Origin of the sequence: Pantoea pleuroti (assembly GCF_014156615.1) — a bacterium.
Taxonomy (GTDB): domain Bacteria; phylum Pseudomonadota; class Gammaproteobacteria; order Enterobacterales; family Enterobacteriaceae; genus Pantoea; species Pantoea agglomerans.
In genome coordinates, this window is the sequence record NZ_SBFD01000003.1 from 600,623 (window position 1) to 619,053 (window position 18,431).

General features: G+C 56.9%; 16 protein-coding genes. 4 read left to right on the top strand and 12 right to left on the bottom strand.

Annotation, left to right across the window (positions count from 1 at the left end; genetic code table 11):
- Positions 1-10: 10 nt before the first annotated feature.
- Positions 11-1,264: a serine hydroxymethyltransferase gene (glyA, locus tag EPG66_RS10360; protein ID WP_031592500.1), complete on the bottom strand. Its 1,254-nt coding sequence runs from the start codon at positions 1,262-1,264 to the stop codon at positions 11-13.
- A 327-nt stretch (positions 1,265-1,591) separates the two neighbouring features.
- Between glyA and hmpA the strand changes: the two genes are divergently transcribed.
- On the top strand, positions 1,592-2,776 hold the full coding sequence (gene hmpA / locus EPG66_RS10365; protein ID WP_115757902.1) for an NO-inducible flavohemoprotein: 1,185 nt from the start codon (positions 1,592-1,594) through the stop codon (positions 2,774-2,776).
- Positions 2,777-2,831: 55 nt separating this feature from the next.
- On the opposite strand, the gene glnB is transcribed toward hmpA, so the two are convergent.
- The 5 genes from glnB to purL all read right to left on the bottom strand — a co-directional run bounded on the left by glnB (position 2,832) and on the right by purL (position 11,255).
- Complete coding sequence (gene glnB, locus EPG66_RS10370) at positions 2,832-3,170, bottom strand: nitrogen regulatory protein P-II (protein ID WP_003848647.1); 339 nt, start codon at positions 3,168-3,170, stop codon at positions 2,832-2,834.
- 184 nt (positions 3,171-3,354) lie between these two features.
- Positions 3,355-4,689: a two-component system response regulator GlrR gene (glrR, locus tag EPG66_RS10375; RefSeq protein ID WP_010257627.1), complete on the bottom strand. Its 1,335-nt coding sequence runs from the start codon at positions 4,687-4,689 to the stop codon at positions 3,355-3,357.
- Positions 4,689-5,357 (bottom strand): two-component system QseEF-associated lipoprotein QseG, encoded by a 669-nt coding sequence (gene qseG, locus EPG66_RS10380; protein ID WP_069025289.1) that lies wholly within the window; start codon positions 5,355-5,357, stop codon positions 4,689-4,691. Before qseG ends, glrR begins: the two co-directional genes overlap by 1 nt.
- 3 nt (positions 5,358-5,360) lie before the next feature.
- Positions 5,361-6,788 carry a sensor histidine kinase gene (locus EPG66_RS10385; protein WP_039389644.1) on the bottom strand — a complete coding sequence of 476 codons (1,428 nt, stop codon included), beginning with the start codon at positions 6,786-6,788 and terminating at the stop codon, positions 5,361-5,363.
- Positions 6,789-7,367: 579 nt separating this feature from the next.
- Positions 7,368-11,255 (bottom strand): phosphoribosylformylglycinamidine synthase, encoded by a 3,888-nt coding sequence (purL, locus tag EPG66_RS10390; protein WP_182686697.1) that lies wholly within the window; start codon positions 11,253-11,255, stop codon positions 7,368-7,370.
- Positions 11,256-11,522: 267 nt separating this feature from the next.
- Between purL and mltF the strand changes: the two genes are divergently transcribed.
- On the top strand, positions 11,523-12,989 hold the full coding sequence (gene mltF / locus EPG66_RS10395; RefSeq protein ID WP_182686699.1) for a membrane-bound lytic murein transglycosylase MltF: 1,467 nt from the start codon (positions 11,523-11,525) through the stop codon (positions 12,987-12,989).
- Here the strand turns inward: mltF and tadA are convergent.
- Positions 12,986-13,477 (bottom strand): tRNA adenosine(34) deaminase TadA, encoded by a 492-nt coding sequence (gene tadA, locus EPG66_RS10400; RefSeq protein WP_010671307.1) that lies wholly within the window; start codon positions 13,475-13,477, stop codon positions 12,986-12,988. The genes mltF and tadA overlap by 4 nt on opposite strands.
- Positions 13,478-13,540: 63 nt before the next feature.
- Positions 13,541-14,179 carry a phosphatidylglycerophosphatase C gene (gene yfhb, locus EPG66_RS10405; protein ID WP_010257641.1) on the bottom strand — a complete coding sequence of 213 codons (639 nt, stop codon included), beginning with the start codon at positions 14,177-14,179 and terminating at the stop codon, positions 13,541-13,543.
- Between the two features lie 154 nt (positions 14,180-14,333).
- Here yfhb and EPG66_RS10410 point away from each other — a divergent pair, with 154 nt between their 5' ends.
- Together EPG66_RS10410 and EPG66_RS10415 are read left to right on the top strand one after the other, a co-directional pair.
- On the top strand, positions 14,334-15,173 hold the full coding sequence (locus tag EPG66_RS10410) for a MurR/RpiR family transcriptional regulator (RefSeq protein WP_010257643.1): 840 nt from the start codon (positions 14,334-14,336) through the stop codon (positions 15,171-15,173).
- 55 nt (positions 15,174-15,228) lie between these two features.
- Entirely contained in the window at positions 15,229-15,477 is a 249-nt protein-coding gene (locus tag EPG66_RS10415; RefSeq protein WP_010671305.1) for a YfhL family 4Fe-4S dicluster ferredoxin, read from the top strand.
- On the opposite strand, the gene acpS is transcribed toward EPG66_RS10415, so the two are convergent.
- From acpS to era, 4 genes are all read right to left on the bottom strand, one after another.
- Complete coding sequence (gene acpS / locus EPG66_RS10420; protein WP_033758661.1) at positions 15,474-15,854, bottom strand: holo-ACP synthase; 381 nt, start codon at positions 15,852-15,854, stop codon at positions 15,474-15,476. The two genes, EPG66_RS10415 and acpS, sit on opposite strands and share 4 nt — an antisense overlap.
- Positions 15,854-16,585 (bottom strand): pyridoxine 5'-phosphate synthase, encoded by a 732-nt coding sequence (gene pdxJ, locus EPG66_RS10425; protein ID WP_010257647.1) that lies wholly within the window; start codon positions 16,583-16,585, stop codon positions 15,854-15,856. The genes acpS and pdxJ overlap by 1 nt, the downstream gene beginning before the upstream one ends.
- Positions 16,586-16,657: 72 nt before the next feature.
- Complete coding sequence (gene recO, locus EPG66_RS10430) at positions 16,658-17,386, bottom strand: DNA repair protein RecO (RefSeq protein WP_182686747.1); 729 nt, start codon at positions 17,384-17,386, stop codon at positions 16,658-16,660.
- Between the two features lie 4 nt (positions 17,387-17,390).
- Complete coding sequence (gene era, locus EPG66_RS10435; RefSeq protein ID WP_010257653.1) at positions 17,391-18,296, bottom strand: GTPase Era; 906 nt, start codon at positions 18,294-18,296, stop codon at positions 17,391-17,393.
- Positions 18,297-18,431: the final 135 nt, after the last annotated feature.

Below are 18,431 nucleotides of genomic sequence, written 5' to 3' on the forward strand. Positions count from 1 at the left end.
AGGTTAACGATTAAGCGTAGACCGGCAGACGGCTGCAGATTTCCAGCACTTTCTTCTTGGTGCGCTCAATGGTCGCTTCGTCATTGATGTTATCCAGCACATCCGCGATCCAGCCAGCCAGCTCACGCACGTCTGCTTCGTTGAAGCCACGACGGGTAACAGCTGGTGTACCGATACGGATACCGGAAGTCACAAACGGGCTTTTCGGATCGTTAGGCACGCTGTTTTTGTTAACCGTGATGTTGGCACGGCCCAGCGCCGCATCCGCTTCTTTACCGGTCAGGTTTTTGCTCACCAGATCGATCAGGAACAGATGGTTATACGTGCCGCCAGAAACGATGTCATAGCCACGCTCAATCAGCACCTCAACCATCGCTTTGGCGTTTTTTGCCACCTGCTGCTGGTAGGTTTTGAATTCCGGCTCCATAGCCTCTTTGAACGCGACCGCTTTACCAGCGATAACGTGCATCAGAGGGCCACCCTGACCGCCAGGGAAGACGGCAGAGTTCAGTTTCTTATAGAAATCTTCGTCGCCGTTTTTCGCCAGAATGATACCACCGCGCGGACCCGCCAGCGTTTTGTGGGTGGTAGAGGTCACGATGTGCGCATGTGGGATCGGACTTGGATAAACGTCTGCAGCAATCAGGCCGGCAACGTGTGCCATGTCCACAAACAGCCATGCACCTACGCTATCCGCGATTTCGCGCATTTTCGCCCAGTCGCAAACGCCGGAGTAAGCTGAGAATCCGCCAACGATCATTTTTGGCTTGTGGGTTTTCGCCAGTTCAGCCAGTTCGTCGTAGTCAATTTTACCGGTCTCATCGATACCGTAAGCCACGACGTTATAGAGTTTGCCCGACAGGTTAACCGGTGAGCCGTGAGTCAGGTGCCCACCGTGCGCCAGGTTCATCCCCAGAATAGTATCGCCCGGCTGCAGCAGCGCGGTGTAAACCGCGAAGTTAGCCTGTGAACCTGAGTGTGGCTGTACGTTAGCGTAATCGGCACCAAACAGTTCTTTTGCGCGATCGATCGCCAGCTGCTCAACGATATCAACGTACTCACAGCCGCCGTAGTAGCGTTTGCCCGGATACCCTTCAGCGTATTTATTGGTGAGCTGAGAACCCTGTGCCTGCATAACACGCGGGCTGGTGTAGTTTTCAGAAGCAATCAGTTCAATGTGCTCTTCCTGACGCACTGTCTCCTGCTCCATCGCCTGCCACAACTCGGCATCGTAATCGGCAATGTTCATATCACGCTTTAACATCCGGATCTCCTGACTCAGCTAACTTTCTGACGGTATTTACCCCCCTTCAGGGGCGAAGGCCCACAGTGTAAACCGTTTTAACAGGTGAAGGTAGGGTGAACCTCCTCTTTTTACGCAAACGATTGGCTGGCTACTGGCAGGGCTTTTTTACACCTTTTCACCCTGTTCAGACGCCACGATTTTTCTTCAGGATGTGACGGCGGTTTCTCAGGATGCACCTAAAAGTTGCCACTCTGACAACCGGGAAATTTATCGGGTTATTTACACAACAGGCGAGACGGCTATAAGATGCATTTAAAATACAACTTTAAATGAGAGGCCGTTTTTATGCTTGATGCACACACTATCGCCACGGTTAAATCGACCCTGCCTGCCATCGCCGCCTGTGGTCCTGCGCTTACCGCACACTTCTATGACCGCATGCTGTCGCACCATCCGGAACTCAAAAATGTTTTCAATATGAACAACCAGCGCAATGGCGATCAGCGTGAAGCGCTGTTCAATGCCATTTGTGCCTATGGCGCGAATCTGGAGAACCTGGCCGTGCTGCTGCCCGCAGTGGAAAAGATTGCGCAGAAACATACCAGCCTGAACATTCAGCCTGCGCAATACGCCATCGTCGGTGAAAATCTGCTGGCAACCATTAAAGAGCTGCTGAATCCGGGTGAAGAGGCGCTGGCAGCCTGGGGCCGGGCCTATGGCGTACTGGCGGATGTGTTCATTAATCGCGAAGAGGAGATTTATCAGGCGACGGAGCAGCAAACCGGTGGCTGGCGCGGCACCCGTGCGTTTCGCATCAGTGCTATTGAGCAACAGAGCGAGGTGATTAAAAGCTTTACCTTCAGTCCGGCAGATGGCGGCCCGGTGGTGGCCTTTAAACCGGGTCAGTATCTGACGGTGCATCTGCAGCCCGCCAGTTTCGAACATCACCAGATTCGTCAGTACTCGCTTACTCACCTCAGTAATGGCAAAGATTATCGGATTGCGGTGAAACGTGAAGCGCAGGGCACCGTCTCCGGCTGGCTGCATCAGAATGGCAAAGTGGGTGATGAGCTGATGCTGGCCGCACCGCATGGCGACTTCTTCCTTGAGGTCGATGCTGCAACCCCGGTGGCGCTGATTTCCGCGGGGGTGGGTCAGACGCCGATGCTGGCCATGCTGCATGCCCTGGCGGCCCGTCAGCACCGCGCGCCGGTCAGCTGGCTGCACGCAGCAGAGAACGGCAAACAGCATGCATTTGGCCCGGAAGTGATAGCCACGGGCGCGCAGCTCACCGATTTCGTCAGTCAGGTCTGGTATCGCGATCCCGCCGCTGAAGATGCCGGTCGCTATGACGCGCAGGGTCTGATGGATATCACCGCGATCTCCGCACGTCTCGCCTCACCCGACACCCACTTCTACCTCTGCGGTCCACTGCCCTTTATGCAGCATGTGGTGGCACAACTGCGCGATGCCAGCGTGGAAGACACACGCATTCATTACGAACTCTTTGGCCCCCATAAAGGGATGTAATTGAGCAATAAAAAAAGCCCGCAGCGCGGGCTTTTTTATGCTGATAAAGAGACAATCAGATCGCCTCTTCATCCTCTTCGCCAGTACGGATGCGCACCACGCGCGCCACGTCGAAGACAAAGATTTTACCGTCACCGATTTTGCCGGTCTGCGCAGTGCGCATAATGGTCTCGACGCAGGTATCAACGATATCGTCGCCCACCACCATCTCGATTTTCACTTTAGGCAAAAAGTCGACCATATACTCTGCGCCGCGGTAAAGCTCGGTGTGCCCTTTCTGGCGGCCAAAACCTTTTACTTCACTCACGGTCATCCCGGTGATGCCGACTTCCGCTAAGGCTTCACGGACATCATCGAGTTTGAATGGTTTGATAATCGCATCAATCTTTTTCATGTCAGACCCTTTTTCACTCCCTCCATGGTCAGAGGGTTTATCAAGTATAAATGTTGCTGGCGCTGTCGGGCGGTAATATCCGGGATTATTCAGGTTGCCGCAAGCGCTGCCAGATTATGCTGACCGCACCCATTCTGATTCGGGCCTGAGCAGGCAACCTGCCGGTATCACGCCGCAGCCTCCGCTACTCTTTGAAATCACTGGCATCCAGCTCATGACGAGACAGCAGCTTATAGAACTCCGTGCGGTTGCGTCCAGCCAGACGTGCGGCATTGGTCACATTGCCTTTAGTCATCTGCAACAGCTTACGCAGATAGTTCAGCTCAAACTGATTGCGCGCCTCAGCAAAGGTCGGCAAAGCACTGTTCTCACCGCTCAGCGCCTGCTCCACCAGCGCATCGCTGATCACCGGCGATGAGCTCAGCGCCACACACTGCTCAATCACGTTAACCAGCTGGCGCACATTGCCCGGCCAGCTGGCCGCCATCAACCGCTTCATCGCATCAACGGAAAAACTGCGGATCTGCGGTTTATGCCGTTCCGCCGCCTGACGCAACAGATGATTAGCCAGCAGCGGAATATCTTCAGTGCGCTGATGCAGCGCCGGAATCTTCAGGTTCACCACATTAAGACGATAGAAGAGATCCTCACGAAACTCCTTTTTCTCCATCGCCTTGGGCAAATCGCGATGCGTGGCTGAAATAATGCGCACGTCGATCTCAATATCATGATCGCTGCCCAGCGGCCTGACCTTACGCTCCTGCAACACCCGCAGCAACTTAACCTGAAGCGGTTGCGGCATGTCGCCAATCTCATCCAGGAACAGCGTGCCGCCGCCTGCAGTTTTAAACAGGCCGTCACGGGCACTGACTGCGCCGGTAAAGGCCCCTTTGGCATGCCCGAACAGCTCTGACTCCAGTAGCTGCTCCGGCAGTGCGCCACAGTTAATGGCGACAAAGGGCTTGCCGTTTCGCGGGCTGGCGGCGTGAATCGCCTGTGCCAGCATCTCTTTACCGGTGCCGCTCTGACCGTTAATCAGCACGCTGACGTCCGACTGCGCCACCATGTGCGCCTGCTCCAGCAGCCGCAACATCAGCGGGCTGCGGGTGACGATCGCTTCCCGCCAGCGGTCATCGCTGACTGGCGCCTGCTGAGCCAGTGCTTCATCAATCGCTTTGTAGAGCGCATCTTTATCCACCGGCTTGGTCAGGAAGCTGAAGACGCCCTGCTGCGTGGCGGAAACCGCGTCCGGGATTGAGCCGTGCGCCGTCAGGATAATTACTGGCAGACCGGTGTGGCGTTTCTGGATTTCGCCAAACAGCGCCAGACCATCCATCTCATCCATTCGCAGATCGCTGATCACCAGCTCGATCTTCTCTTTCTGCAACAGACGCAACGCTTCGGGGCCGCTGGCCGCGGTGGTGACCTGATAACCTTCGCTGCGAAGACGCATGCCCAGCAGCTTCAGCAGGCTGGGATCGTCATCCACCAGCAGCAATTTTGCCGCTTGTCTGACCATTATTGCTCCTCATCCTGCGGCAGCGCAGTGCCATGGCCGCTGTCAGAAACATCCGGGGCTTTCCGCGATGAAAGCTGGCGCTCAATATCAGTAAGTCGCTCCAGCTTATGCTGCGTGTCGCTGAGCTGCTGCTGCTGTTTAACCATCTGCTGGCGTATCGCCTCCAGCTGCGTATCGCTGCTCTGTTGCAGATGAACATAACGGGTGCGCGCTTCACTCAGGTCGAGCTGCGCGGCCTGATTACTGCGCCACAACTGGAGCAGCGGACGCACAGACTGCGGGAAATCGCTGCTGTAGCGATCCAGGGTTTCAACATAGCGACGACGCTCCACTGGCGTCACGTTGCCGTTCGACATCAGCACGCCCTGCTTGAAAGCGCGCGACCAGCTTTCAACCGGCCAGCGGTGGGCTTCGGCTCGGGCCTCGGCGGGGGAAAGGCGTTCAGCGCAATCGATCGCCCGCATCCAGTAGAGGGGATTACTCAGTGCCGCACTATTCTCTATCGTCCACAGGTCACTGCAGCGGGTCGCCAGGTAATCAGCCACTCTGATCTCGGGTTCCGCCACCTGATGGCCTGACGGCAGGGATGAGGTGGCCGGGGAGGTCGTACATCCGCTGAGCAGCAGCGTGGTCAGTGTGCTCAACAGCAAAGCGGGTAAATATTTCATCAGTCAGACATTCCCGGCGGTGGTGTTCAGTTCAATTCGAAAACAGACGTCAGCCTGCTCGCAGGAGACCAGCGTCAGGTCGCCATGCATCCGGCGCAGGCAATCTTTGGCAATACTCAATCCCAGCCCGCTGCCTTTTACCGGCCCTTTGCGCTGCTGGCTACCCTGGAAAAAAGGTTCGAAAATCATTGCCTGTTCTTCCGGCGGGATCGGCGTACCGCTGTTCGCGACATCAATCCAGACCCGATCGCCCTGCTGCTGACTGCGCAGCCAGATGGTACCGGATTCGCTGCCGTAGTTCACGGCGTTCGAATAGAGATTATCGATGACCCGCATCAGTAACATCGGTTCGGCAAGGCAGTGACTGACCGCCAGATCGACAACCGTCTGCATGAGTTTGGCGCGCGCCGAGAGTGCGTGTGCATTCACCACCCCCGCCACAATTTCCGCCACGCTGACCGGTTCCAGCTGGATCGGGCCATCTGCCAGTTTACGATTGTAATCAAGCAGCTGTTCAATCAGCCGCTGCAGATGACGGCTGCTGCCGTCGAGGATAGTGACCACCTCTTTTTGATCGGCGTTCAGCGACCCGGCTACCTCGTCCGCCAGCAGTTCGGTGCCTTCACGCAGGCTGGCCAGCGGCGTTTTCAGTTCGTGAGAAAGATGGCGCAGGAATTCATGGCGCTGCGATTCCAGCCACTGAAGCCGTTCGCTGAGCCAGACGATGCGCTGTCCCAGCGAGCGTAACTCGCGCGGGCCGCGAAATGTCACGCTGTTACCCAGTTCCCGGCCTTCGCCAAGCCGGTTGATCATCCGCTCAATACGCTTGACCGGCCCGATAATCATGCCGGTAAACAGCGTCATCAACGCCAGACTGATGATAAACAGAATCAGCGCCTGCCAGCCAAAAAACTGGCCGCGATCGGCAATTTCGCGCTGCAGCTGAAGGCCGCGCGAAAACACCACTTCGCGCGTGTCCTGCACCATCTGCGCATTGGTGGCAGAAAAACGATCCAGCGCCTCTGCGGCAGGCGTAACCGGATTGCCGTTATCGCACTTTAACGGTGTCAGCAGCGGCAACGTCGCCTGTAAAGTCTGGAATGCGGGCAGCTCGGGCAGGCTGGCGCTGTGCGAACTCAGCATCTGGCTGTAGCGGGTGTGCTGGGTCTGATAAAGGCGCGCCAGCGAGGCATCATCCAGCACGCAGTACTGGCGATAGCTGCGCTCCAGCTCCACCGCCGTTCGCGCCATCGCCTCACTTCTGCGAACGTCGGTGAAAGTGTTGCGGTTGGTATCCGCTGCCTGTTCGCTTAACGCAGAGAGACTTTCCCACGCCTGCCAGGCCAGCACCAGCAACGGCAGCAGCACCAGTACAAATGCCATCAGCACCAGCTGACGCAGAGAACGGGGAAATAAACGCCATTTTTTCACGCAGCCGCTTCCTTAAGATTTGCTGTCTGGATGCTAACGGACTCTGTCAGCGGAAGAAAGGTGTCGGCGGAAGAAAGGGGAACAAAAGAAAACGGCAGGCTCAATGGCCTGCCGCTGGCACGACGCGTGATGCATCGCGTAAAAATGGGTGGAGCCTTACTCAACGTTACGTCCGGTGTTTGATAACGCAAGCGATTATCGGTCAGTTGGACGGCAGGCTCCGTTTGGTGCGTCATTCGGGCTTTATGAGCTCTTCTCCGCTAAGCGGGGCAATCATAAACAGGTGAATGAGCAGCTGCATGAGTATAGCAAGTTCCATGCCAGAAAATAAATCATTATATTTTTCAGGAGATTGAATAAGCTTACCGGACAACTGTTGCGCAAAATCTGATTACAGTAAGTGAAAACTGTCTCCGCAGAGCGACATGAAATCGCGCCTGATGGGCGCTCATTAAAAATCAACGAGATAGATGTCGCCATAAAGAGACAGTGCGAGATGCTCATTGTCGCCATTTGCCAACAGAGCCACAAAAAAGAACAGGAGGCACACTGGCCTCCTGCTCTTTTCTGTGGATTAAATTAACCCAGCTGTTTACGCGCATTGCGGAAAATACGCATCCACGGGCTATCTTCGCCCCACTCTGCCGGATGCCAGGAGTTGCTGACGGTGCGGAACACCCGCTCCGGATGCGGCATCATGATAGTGACGCGACCACTTTCATTGGTCACGGCAGTGATGCCGTTTGGTGAGCCATTCGGGTTAGCCGGATAGGTTTCTGTTACCTTGCCGAAGTTATCGACAAAGCGCAGTGCCACCAGCCCTTTCGACTCCAGCGCCGCCAGATGTGAAGCATCACGCACTTCAACAAAGCCTTCACCGTGCGAAACGGCGATAGGCATATGCGAACCGGCCATGCCGTCCAGCAACAGCGAAGGACTGGCGGCCACTTCTACCAGACTGAAGCGCGCTTCAAAACGCTCAGACTGGTTACGCACAAAGCGTGGCCAGAGATCGCTGCCTGGGATCAGTTCACGCAGATTAGACATCATCTGGCAACCGTTGCAGACGCCCAGCGCCAGGGTTTGCGGACGGTGGAAGAAGGTTTCGAACTCGTCACGCACGCGCGGATTAAACAGAATCGATTTCGCCCAGCCCTCACCGGCTCCCAGCACATCACCGTAAGAGAAGCCACCACAGGCGACCAGCGCCTGGAACTCTTCCAGACCGCGACGTCCGGCCAGCAGATCGCTCATGTGAACGTCAATGGCGGTGAAGCCTGCCCGATCAAAGGCGGCGGCCATCTCTACATGGGAGTTCACGCCCTGCTCACGCAGCACCGCCACCCTTGGACGTGCGCCAGTGGCGATCATCGGGGCAGCAACATCTTCCTGCGGATTAAAGGTCAGATTAACGTTCAGGCCAGGATCGCTGTCGTTTTTCTTCGCTTCATGCTCCTGATCGGCACACGCCGGGTTGTCGCGCAGACGCTGCATCTGCCAGGTGGTTTCCGCCCACCAGGTACGCAACGTATTGCGGCTTTCACTGTAGACCGCGCTGTCACCAGAACGGATCACAAAGCGATCGCCCGGCTGCGCGCTGCCCAGCAGATGTGTCGAGCCGGCAAGACCGTGATCCGCCAGGATCTGCTCAACCACGGCGCGATCGCCGGCGTTGATCTGAATCACCGCGCCCAGCTCTTCGGTAAACAGGGCAGCCAGCGCATCGTTACCCAGCGAGGCGAGGTCAACGTCAACACCGCAGTGACCGGCAAAGGCCATCTCGGCCAGCGTCACCAGCAGACCACCGTCGGAACGATCGTGATAAGCCAGCAGTTTCTGCTCAGCCACCAGCGCCTGGATGGCATTGAAGAAGCCCGCCAGCTGAGCGGCATCGCGCACGTCGGCAGGTTTGTCGCCAAGCTGACGATAAACCTGTGACAGCGCCGTTGCGCCCAGCGTATTCGCGCCGTTGCCCAGATCGATCAGCAGCAGCAGGTTATCCTGATCGGCCTGCAGTTGTGGCGTGACGGTGCGACGGACATCTTCGACGCGGGCAAAAGCGGTAATCACCAGCGACAGCGGTGAGGTCATTTCGCGCTGTTCGCTGCCTTCCTGCCAGCGTGTTTTCATCGACATCGAATCTTTACCGACCGGGATGGTGATCCCCAGCGCCGGACAAAGCTCCTCGCCGACCGCTTTCACCGCCGCATATAAACCGGCATCTTCACCCGGATGACCGGCTGCGGACATCCAGTTTGCGGAAAGCTTCACACGCTTCAGCGAACCAATGTGGGTAGCTGCCAGGTTGGTCAGGGCTTCACCGACCGCCAGACGACCCGACGCTGCGAAGTCCAGCAGCGCAACCGGTGAACGTTCGCCCAGTGCAAACGCTTCGCCGTGATAGCTGTCGAGGCTGGCGGTAGTCACCGCACAGTTGGCAACCGGGATCTGCCACGGTCCCACCATCTGGTCGCGCGCCACCATGCCGGTCACGCTGCGGTCACCGATGGTGATCAGGAAGGTTTTTTCCGCCACGGCAGGCAGATGCAGCACGCGGTTCACCGCATCGACCAGCGTAATGCCGTCACGCTGCAGGGCAGTGCCCTGCGTCTGCTGCGTCACCACATCCCGCGTCATCTTCGGCGTTTTGCCCAGCAGGACATCAAGTGGCATATCGATCGGCTTATTACCGAAATGACTATCTTCCAGGCTCAGGTGCAGCTCTTCGGTGGCTTCACCAATGACCGCGAACGGTGCGCGTTCGCGCTGACAAATTGCCTCAAACTGCGCCAGCTGATCGGGTGCCACTGCCATCACATAACGTTCCTGTGATTCGTTACACCAGACCTCCAGCGGACTCATGCCTGGCTCATCACTCAGGATGTCACGCAGGTTAAACTGGCCGCCACGACCGCCATCGCTGACCAGCTCCGGCATCGCATTGGAGAGACCGCCAGCGCCCACGTCGTGGATAAACAGAATCGGGTTCTCATCGCCCAGCTGCCAGCAGCGGTCGATCACTTCCTGACAACGGCGCTCCATCTCCGGGTTGTCACGCTGTACCGAGGCAAAGTCGAGATCGGCATCAGACTGGCCCGATGCCATCGATGACGCCGCGCCGCCGCCCAGGCCGATGTTCATTGCCGGACCGCCCAGCACCACCAGCTTCGCGCCTACGGTGATTTCACCTTTCTGCACGTGATCGGCACGGATATTCCCGATGCCGCCCGCCAGCATAATCGGCTTATGGTAGCCACGCAGCTCAGTGCCGTTGTGGCTGGTGACCTGCTCTTCATAGGTACGGAAGTAACCATTCAGAGCCGGACGACCAAATTCATTGTTAAATGCAGCGCCGCCCAGCGGGCCATCGGTCATAATTTCCAGCGCGCTGACGATGCGGGCCGGTTTGCCGAAGTCCTCTTCCCACGGCTGTTCAAAGCCTGGGATACGCAGGTTCGATACTGAGAAACCGACAAGGCCCGCTTTTGGCTTCGAACCCCTTCCGGTTGCGCCTTCATCACGGATTTCACCACCGGAACCGGTCGCAGCACCAGGCCACGGCGAGATGGCCGTTGGGTGGTTATGGGTTTCCACCTTCATCAGGATGTGTGCGGCTTCCTGATGCCAGCGGTATTCGCTCTCTCCGGCGTCAGCAAAGAAGCGGCCAACCTCTGAGCCTTCCATCACGGCGGCGTTATCTTTGTAGGCAGAGAGCACGTAGTCCGGCGTCTGCTCCATGGTGTTTTTGATCATCTTAAACAGCGACTTTGGCTGTTTCTCGCCGTCGATAATCCAGTCGGCGTTGAAGATCTTGTGACGACAGTGCTCAGAGTTCGCCTGCGCAAACATATAGAGTTCAATGTCGTTGGGATTGCGGCCCAGTGCGGTAAACGCCGCCACCAGGTAGTCGATTTCATCGTCGGCCAGCGCCAGACCCAGGGAGATATTCGCCTGAACCAGCGCCTGACGGCCCTCACCCAGCAGATCGACACTTTTCACCGGCTGTGGCGTGTGATGCGCGAACAGCTGTTCAGCCTGCGCCAGATCGCCGAAGACCGTTTCCATCATCCGATCGTGCAGCAGTGTGCCCAGCGTTTGCCACTGCGCTTCCGTCAGTTGTGGGGCCTGCACATAAAAGGCCAGGCCGCGCTCCAGACGACGTACCTGCGGCAGGCCGCAGTTGTGGGCAATGTCAGTGGCTTTGGATGACCAGGGCGAAATGGTGCCGGGACGAGGCGTCACCAGCAGCAGACGACCCTTTGGGGCATGTTCAGCGAGAGAGGGACCATATTTCAGCAGGCGCTGCAGACGGCTCTGTTCGTCTGCGCTTAAGGGCGTGCTGACATCAGCAAAATGGATGTACTCAGCGTAAATATCACTCACCGGCAGATGAGCGTCCTGAAAGCGGGTCAGCAGTTTGTTTACACGAAATGCCGACAGGGCGGGCGAACCACGCAGAATTTCCATTAATAAATCTCTCGTCAGGGCGCCGGGCGACGCTTCATTGGGCGCAACAGGGAAAACGGGGCGTATTATAGAGAAAGCGACCTCGCGACGAAACCGTTTGCGCACAATTTTTGGCGACCCGGATTTGCCTGAATTTTGCGCAAAAGCTGCTATAAAAGTTGCTCAGCGTGATTTTGTTGCGCAAAATGCCCCTCGCTCTGGGAGTTCAAAGAAGACAAATACTGCCTTTAAAAGACAGAGGCCTTAGAGCCAGCGAGAGATAACTATTTGAAACGCCTAAAATTTAATTATCTGTTTATCGGTCTGGTTGCCGTGCTGTTAGCGTTAGCGCTATGGCCATCCATTCCCTGGTATGGGGGTGGGCAGGACCAGATTTCACAGATTAAATCACGGGGAGTACTGCGTGTCAGTACCATCAATTCCCCGTTGACTTACTACACAGTGAACCAATCTCCGGCCGGTATGGATTATGAGCTGGCAAAACGCTTCGCCGATTATCTGGGCGTCAAACTCAAGGTGACAGTACGTCCCAACCTGAGCGATCTGTTTGACGATTTAGATGATGGCAAAGCCGATTTGCTGGCCGCGGGTCTGAACTACAACAGCGAACGCCTGACCCGCTATCAGACCGGGCCAGGCTACTACAACGTTTCGCAGCAGCTGGTCTATCGCGTGGATAAGCCGCGCCCTAAAAACCTCGGTGACTTAAAGGGGCGGCTGACTGTTGCGTCTGGATCGGCGTATCTGTCTACGCTGAAGAGCGCGCGGTCAAATCAGTACCCCGATCTGGACTGGGCTATCTCCACCGATCAAAGTCCTAAAGCCCTGCTGGAAGCGGTGGCAGACGGCAAGCTCGATTATACGATTGGCGACTCCGTGACCATCGCTCTGCTGCAGCGCATCTATCCGCAGCTGGCGGTGGCGTTTGACGTCACTGATGAAGAGCCGGTCACCTGGTATGTGCGGCACAGCGATGACGACAGCCTGAATGCCGCGATGCTCGACTTCTTTAACGGTATGGGTGAAGAAGGGGCGATGGCGCGGCTGGAGGAGAAATATCTCGGCCACGTCGGCACCTTTGATTATGTCGATACCCGCACTTTCCTGCGCGCCATCGACAACACGCTGCCTGACATCAAACCGCTGTTTGAGAAGTACGCCACCAGCATTGACTGGCGACTGCTGGCGGCGATCTCCTATCAGGAGTCGCACTGGAACCCGCAGGCCACCTCCCCTACCGGCGTGCGCGGCATGATGATGCTGACCCGTAACACCGCTGAGAGCCTGGATGTGGGCGACCGGACCGATCCCGAACAGAGCATTCGCGGCGGCAGTCAGTATCTGCAGGATATGATGGCGAAGGTGCCGCAGACCATCCCGGAAGATGAGCGCATCTGGTTTGCGCTGGCGGCCTATAACATGGGCTATGCCCATATGCTGGATGTCCGTAAACTCACTGCCCGCCAGGGGGGTAATCCGGATAGCTGGGCGGATGTGAAGCTGCGTCTGCCCATGCTGAGTCAGAAGCGTTACTACACCCAGACGGCTTATGGCTATGCCCGTGGGCATGAAGCCTATAACTATGTGGAGAACATCCGCAAATATCAGTTAAGCCTGGTGGGTTATCTGCAGGAGCAGGAAAAACGCCTGGCGCAGCAGGCTGAAGCACATGAAGCACAGGCCGAACTGGCCAAAGGCTATCCGGCGGTCGAACCAAAGATCGCCATGAATTAATCCTGGCGTTGCGCCTGACGCAGCGCTTTTTTCTGCTCGCGACGCATACGGAAGAAGTCGCTCAGCATAGCGGCACACTCTTCAGCCAGCACGCCGCTCTGTAATTCAACCTGATGATTCATGCCGGGGTGCCCCAGCACATCGAGCAGCGATCCTGCCGCCCCACTCTTGATATCGTGCGCACCGTAGACCAGCCGGCTGATGCGGCTGTGAACCATGGCGCCGGCGCACATCACGCACGGCTCCAGCGTCACGTAGAGCGTGGTGTCCAGCAGACGATAATTTTCCAGTACTTTACCGCCCTGCCGCAACGCCATAATCTCCGCATGCGCCGTCGGATCGTGCTGGCCGATGGGCCGGTTCCAGCCTTCACCGATCACCCGGTCATTCTGAACCAGCACCGCACCCACCGGCACTTCGCCCTGCTCCCACGCCCGGCGCGCCAGGTCAAGCGCATGGCGCATCCAGTATTCATCTTGTTGTTTCATGCTGACCACTCCGGGCGACAGAAAAGCGGCGCATTATAGCGGTCTCACCGATCCTTTAGAAACTTATTCCAGCTGTTGCAGCTCACCTGCGGGTGTTACGCGCCAGCGATGCTGACAGAAAAACAGCAGCGGGTTGTCCTGTTTGCTGTCGCTATAGCCGCTGTAAAGCTGTAGCGGCGTGCCGATTTTCTCTTCCAGCTGTGCCACTTTCTCATGGCCGAGGCAGCGCATTGCCAGTACCCGCCCGCCCCAGCCGCGCTGCATCTGACTGGCAATCAGCTTCACCCGTGGCAGAAACGCGGAGTCGTAATAGACCTGCTCCACCAGAGACTGTGGCGATCCGGTGATGAGCCAGACGTCAGCATCATCACTGCCGAGGTAATCGGTCAGACGCTGCTGAACCACCGGAAAGGCTTTGACGCGCAGGCGAAACCACTGCGCAAATTCGGCTTCGAGTTGCAGCAGCGTCCGCTCAGAACGGCCAAAAGTAATAGACCAGAGCAGCAGGCTCATGGGCCAGCGTGCCGCCCGGCCTTTAAACAGCAAGCCGATACCTACTACCGGCAATAACGGCACCACCAGCAGCAGATTAAGCGGTCGGCGACGCAGCAGATAGCGCATAAAAGTGCCGAACATGTCCTGCTGGTGCAAAGTGCCATCCAGGTCAAAAAATACGACGCGACGTTGTGTTCCCCTGGTCAAACAACTCTCCTTCAGGCTGATTCTGGAATGATAAAGAGTAGTGTAGCCATCATCAGGCGCTACGGCGATGACTATCATTTTTAATTCCGATGACTACAATGCCTGATGAATAGTTTATTCTTCACAGATTATCCCTGAATTACGAGGATTGGGCATGAGTTCATTGCTGCGCATTCGCCAGCTTTATCCACGTCTGGCATTGAACGAGCGTCGGCTGGCTGATTTTTTACTGTCGCAACCCGATCGGGCGCGCCACCTGAGTTCGCAAAAGCTGGCGGAAGAGTCTGGCGTCAGCCAGTCGAGCGTGGTGAAGTTTGCTCAGAAACTGGGATACAAAGGTTTTCCGGCGCTTAAGCTGGCCCTGAGTGAGTCACTGGCGGACAAGGATGCCATTACCGTGCATAACCATATCCTCAGCGACGATCCCCTTAAAATGGTGGGTGAGAAGCTGCTGACGGAGAAACTCTCGGCGATCCGCGCCACGCTGGATATCAACAGCGAAGAGAAACTCAACGATGTGTTGCAGCTGCTGAAAAATGCCCGGCGTATTTTACTGGTGGGCATCGGCGCTTCGGGTCTGGTGGCGAAGGACTTCTCCTGGAAACTGATGAAGATCGGCATTAATGCGGTGGCGGAGCAGGATATGCACGCCCTGCTGGCCAGCGTGCAGGCGATGGGGCCAGGCGATGTGCTGCTCGCCATCTCTTACACCGGTGAACGGCGGGAGATCAATCTGGCTGCGCAGGAAGCGGTTCAGGTGGGCGCCGATGTGGTGGCCTTTACCGGCTTTACGCCGAATACGCTGCAGCAGAGCGCCAGTTACTGTCTCTATACGGTGGCGGAGGAGCAGAGTACCCGCAGCGCGGCCATCTCCTCGACCACGGCGCAGCTGGCACTGACCGATCTGCTGTTTATGGCGCTGGTGCAAAACGATCCGGAACGCGCGTCCAGCCATATTCGCCACAGCGAAGCGCTGGTGAAAAAGCTGGTCTGAGCAGCGGCAGCGCGTATAATACCCGCGCTTTTTCTGTTGTTATCAGGTGGGTAAAATGGCGCTGTTGATTACGTCCAGATGCATTAATTGCGATATGTGTGAACCGGAGTGTCCGAACCAGGCCATTTCACTGGGCGATGCGATCTATGAGATTGATGTCAGCCGCTGCACGGAATGCGTCGGGCACTATGAGACGCCAACCTGTCAGCAGGTATGCCCCATCGATAACACCATCATCATTGACCCACAGCACACCGAATCACGTGATGCGCTGTGGGAGAAGTTCGTGCTGCTGCACGGCTAGCTTTCAATGATCACCGTGGCGCAGGCGTAGTGACGCTCATCGGCCAGCGTCACGTGAACGTGTTTAACGCCCAGCCTCTCTGCCACTTCAGCGGCATGCTGAAAGAAGCGTAATCCCGGTTTTCCCAGCGCATCGTTATAAACTTCAAACTGATTAAACGCCAGACCACCGCGAATGCCGGTGCCAAAGGCTTTTGCTGCCGCCTCTTTTACCGCAAAGCGTTTAGAGAGAAAGCGCACCGGCTGCTTGTGCGACTGATATTGCTGCCATTCGGCTTCGCTCAGCACCCGCCGTGCCAGCCGGTCGCCGGAGCGCTCTATCACCCCGGCGATACGTTCAATCTCAACGATGTCCGTACCCAGTCCCAGAATAGCCATCAGCGACGGGCTTCACGCAGCAGCTGCTTCATCTCTTTGACCGCATCCGGCAGGCCACTCATCACCGCACGACCAATAATCGCATGGCCGATATTCAGCTCGTGCATTTCCGGCAGCGCCGCAATCGGCAGCACGTTGTGATAGGTCAGACCGTGACCGGCATTGACCTTCAGTCCCAGGCTGGCGGCAAAGGTTGCGGCGTGACGGATACGCGCCAGCTCAGCGTCACGCGCCAGTCCCTCTGGTGCTTCGGCGTAAGCGCCGGTATGAATTTCGATGTAAGGCGCTCCGCTGGCCACGGCCGCTTCAATCTGACGGTGATCGGCATCGATAAACAGCGAAACCAGAATGCCTGCGTCACTCAGCAGTCGTACGGCCGCGTTCATCTTCTCCTGCTGCCCCGCCACATCCAGCCCGCCTTCAGTGGTCACTTCCTGACGCTTTTCCGGCACCAGGCAACAGAAATGGGGCTGGATATCACAGGCGATGCCGATCATCTCATCGGTGACCGCCATCTCCAGATTCATCCGCGTCTGGATAGTGTCACGCAGGATACGCACGTCGCGGTCAGTGATGTGACGGCGATCTTCGCGCAGGTGCACGGTAATACCGTCTGCGCCCGCCTGCTCGGCGATAAACGCCGCCTGCACCGGATCGGGATAGTTTGTCCCACGGGCGTTACGCACCGTGGCAATGTGATCGATATTGACGCCTAACAGCAACTCAGCCATGACCATCCTCACTTCTTTTTCATCGTGATGTTGAGTGTACCGCGCAAAGTGAAACAGGCGGTACGACCAGCGCTATTCTTCTGCCTGTTCAGGCTTTTTCTTCGGGGTAAACTGGCGGAACAGCTCCTGACTCTTCAGCGGCTTGCCACCAAGATAGGGCTTCAGGGCGATGCGGGTAAACCGCTTCGCGGCGCGCAGGGTGTCGGCATCGGGAAACTCTCGCTCGCACAGGGCGCGCAATTCGCGGCCGGTAAAGCTACGCTGATTGACCACCAGGCTGGCAATAAAGCCGCGCTCTTCGCGGTAGCTGTACGTCATGTTGTCGCTGACCGGCTCGCCGCTGCCGGCGCAGTGCAGGAAATCGACGCCATAACCCAGGTGACCGAGCAGCGCCAGTTCAAAACGTCGCAGTGCCGGTTCGGGCTTGCCGTGCGTTGAGGCTAATGCCTGAAGGCAGTTGAGATAGTCGAAGAAGAGTTCTGAGAAGGGGAATTCCTGCTGCAATACGCGAGAGACCAGCTCATTGACGTAAAGACCGCAGTAGAGCGTGATGCCGCTGAGCGGTAAGGCCAGCGACACCGCCTCGGCATTGCGCAGGGTTTTGACTTCCCCGCGCCCGCTCCAGCGAACCAGCAGCGGGGTAAAAGGCTGTAACGCCCCCTTCAGCTGCGAGCGCCGCGAACGTGCGCCCTTGGCCAGAACCCGCACCCGCCCTTCGCTTTCGCTGAACAGGTCGAGCAGCAGACTGGTTTCGCTGAAGGGACGACTATGCAGCACAAAGGCGCGTTGCCAGCCTTCCATTGAATCAGAGATCGTCTGTATAACCCAGGCTGCGCAGCGCACGTTCGTCATCTGCCCAGCCGGATTTCACTTTCACCCACAGTTCGAGATGCACTTTCGCTTCGAACATCTCTTCCATGTCCCTGCGCGCTTCTGTTCCGATGACTTTGATTTTGGCGCCTTTGTTGCCAATCACCATCTTCTTCTGCCCTTCGCGCTCAACCAGAATCAGACCGTGGATGTCGTAACCGCCACGTTCGTTGGTCACGAAACGCTCGATCTCAACCGTAACGGAGTAAGGCAGTTCAGCACCCAGGAAGCGCATCAGTTTTTCACGGATCATCTCTGACGCCATGAAACGCTGTGAGCGGTCGGTGATGTAATCTTCCGGGAAGTGATGATCGGCCTGCGGCAGATGCTTGCGGGTAATCGCCGCAATGGTATCGACGTTTTTGCCGCTCTCAGCGGAAATAGGCACGATATCGAGGAAGTTCATCTGCTGGCTCAGGAACTGCAGATGCGGCAGCAGAATGCTTTTATCCTGGATGTTATCGACCTTATTGATCGCCAGCACCACCGGCACTTTATTGTCGCGCAGTTTGCCCAACACCATCTCATCATCGGGCGTCCAGCGGGTGCCTTCAACCACGAAGATCACCAGTTCTACGTCGCCAATGGAACTGCTGGCTGCGCGGTTCATCAGACGGTTAATGGCGCGCTTCTCTTCCATGTGCAGACCGGGAGTATCGACGTAGATCGCCTGATATTCGCCTTCGGTATGAATGCCCATGATGCGGTGGCGCGTGGTTTGCGGCTTACGCGAGGTGATCGACACCTTCTGCCCCAGCAACTGGTTCAGTAAGGTGGATTTACCGACGTTTGGTCGGCCAACAATCGCGACAAAGCCGCAATAAGTAACGTTTTCGCTCATTCGAGTCCTGAATTGTTCAGCGCCTGATGCGGCGCCGAAAGAGTGCTATTTGAGTCATGTGTCATTCAGCGTCTTCTGACGCCGGGATAGAGTGTCGGGTTAATGGTTCAGTGCCGGTTCCGGCACTGTCATCCC

Bases quoted from the DNA above. Each gene is read 5' to 3' on its own strand.
- qseG (WP_069025289.1), bottom strand. From the start codon at position 5,357: ATGAAATATTTACCCGCTTTGCTGTTGAGCACACTGACCACGCTGCTG.
- era (WP_010257653.1), bottom strand. From the start codon at position 18,296: ATGAGCGAAAACGTTACTTATTGCGGCTTTGTCGCGATTGTTGGCCGA.
- glrR (WP_010257627.1), bottom strand. From the start codon at position 4,689: ATGGTCAGACAAGCGGCAAAATTGCTGCTGGTGGATGACGATCCCAGC.
- recO (WP_182686747.1), bottom strand. From the start codon at position 17,386: ATGGAAGGCTGGCAACGCGCCTTTGTGCTGCATAGTCGTCCCTTCAGC.
- glyA (WP_031592500.1), bottom strand. From the start codon at position 1,264: ATGTTAAAGCGTGATATGAACATTGCCGATTACGATGCCGAGTTGTGG.
- hmpA (WP_115757902.1), top strand. From the start codon at position 1,592: ATGCTTGATGCACACACTATCGCCACGGTTAAATCGACCCTGCCTGCC.
- tadA (WP_010671307.1), bottom strand. From the start codon at position 13,477: ATGAAACAACAAGATGAATACTGGATGCGCCATGCGCTTGACCTGGCG.
- purL (WP_182686697.1), bottom strand. From the start codon at position 11,255: ATGGAAATTCTGCGTGGTTCGCCCGCCCTGTCGGCATTTCGTGTAAAC.
- EPG66_RS10410 (WP_010257643.1), top strand. From the start codon at position 14,334: ATGAGTTCATTGCTGCGCATTCGCCAGCTTTATCCACGTCTGGCATTG.
- pdxJ (WP_010257647.1), bottom strand. From the start codon at position 16,585: ATGGCTGAGTTGCTGTTAGGCGTCAATATCGATCACATTGCCACGGTG.
- EPG66_RS10415 (WP_010671305.1), top strand. From the start codon at position 15,229: ATGGCGCTGTTGATTACGTCCAGATGCATTAATTGCGATATGTGTGAA.
- acpS (WP_033758661.1), bottom strand. From the start codon at position 15,854: ATGGCTATTCTGGGACTGGGTACGGACATCGTTGAGATTGAACGTATC.
- glnB (WP_003848647.1), bottom strand. From the start codon at position 3,170: ATGAAAAAGATTGATGCGATTATCAAACCATTCAAACTCGATGATGTC.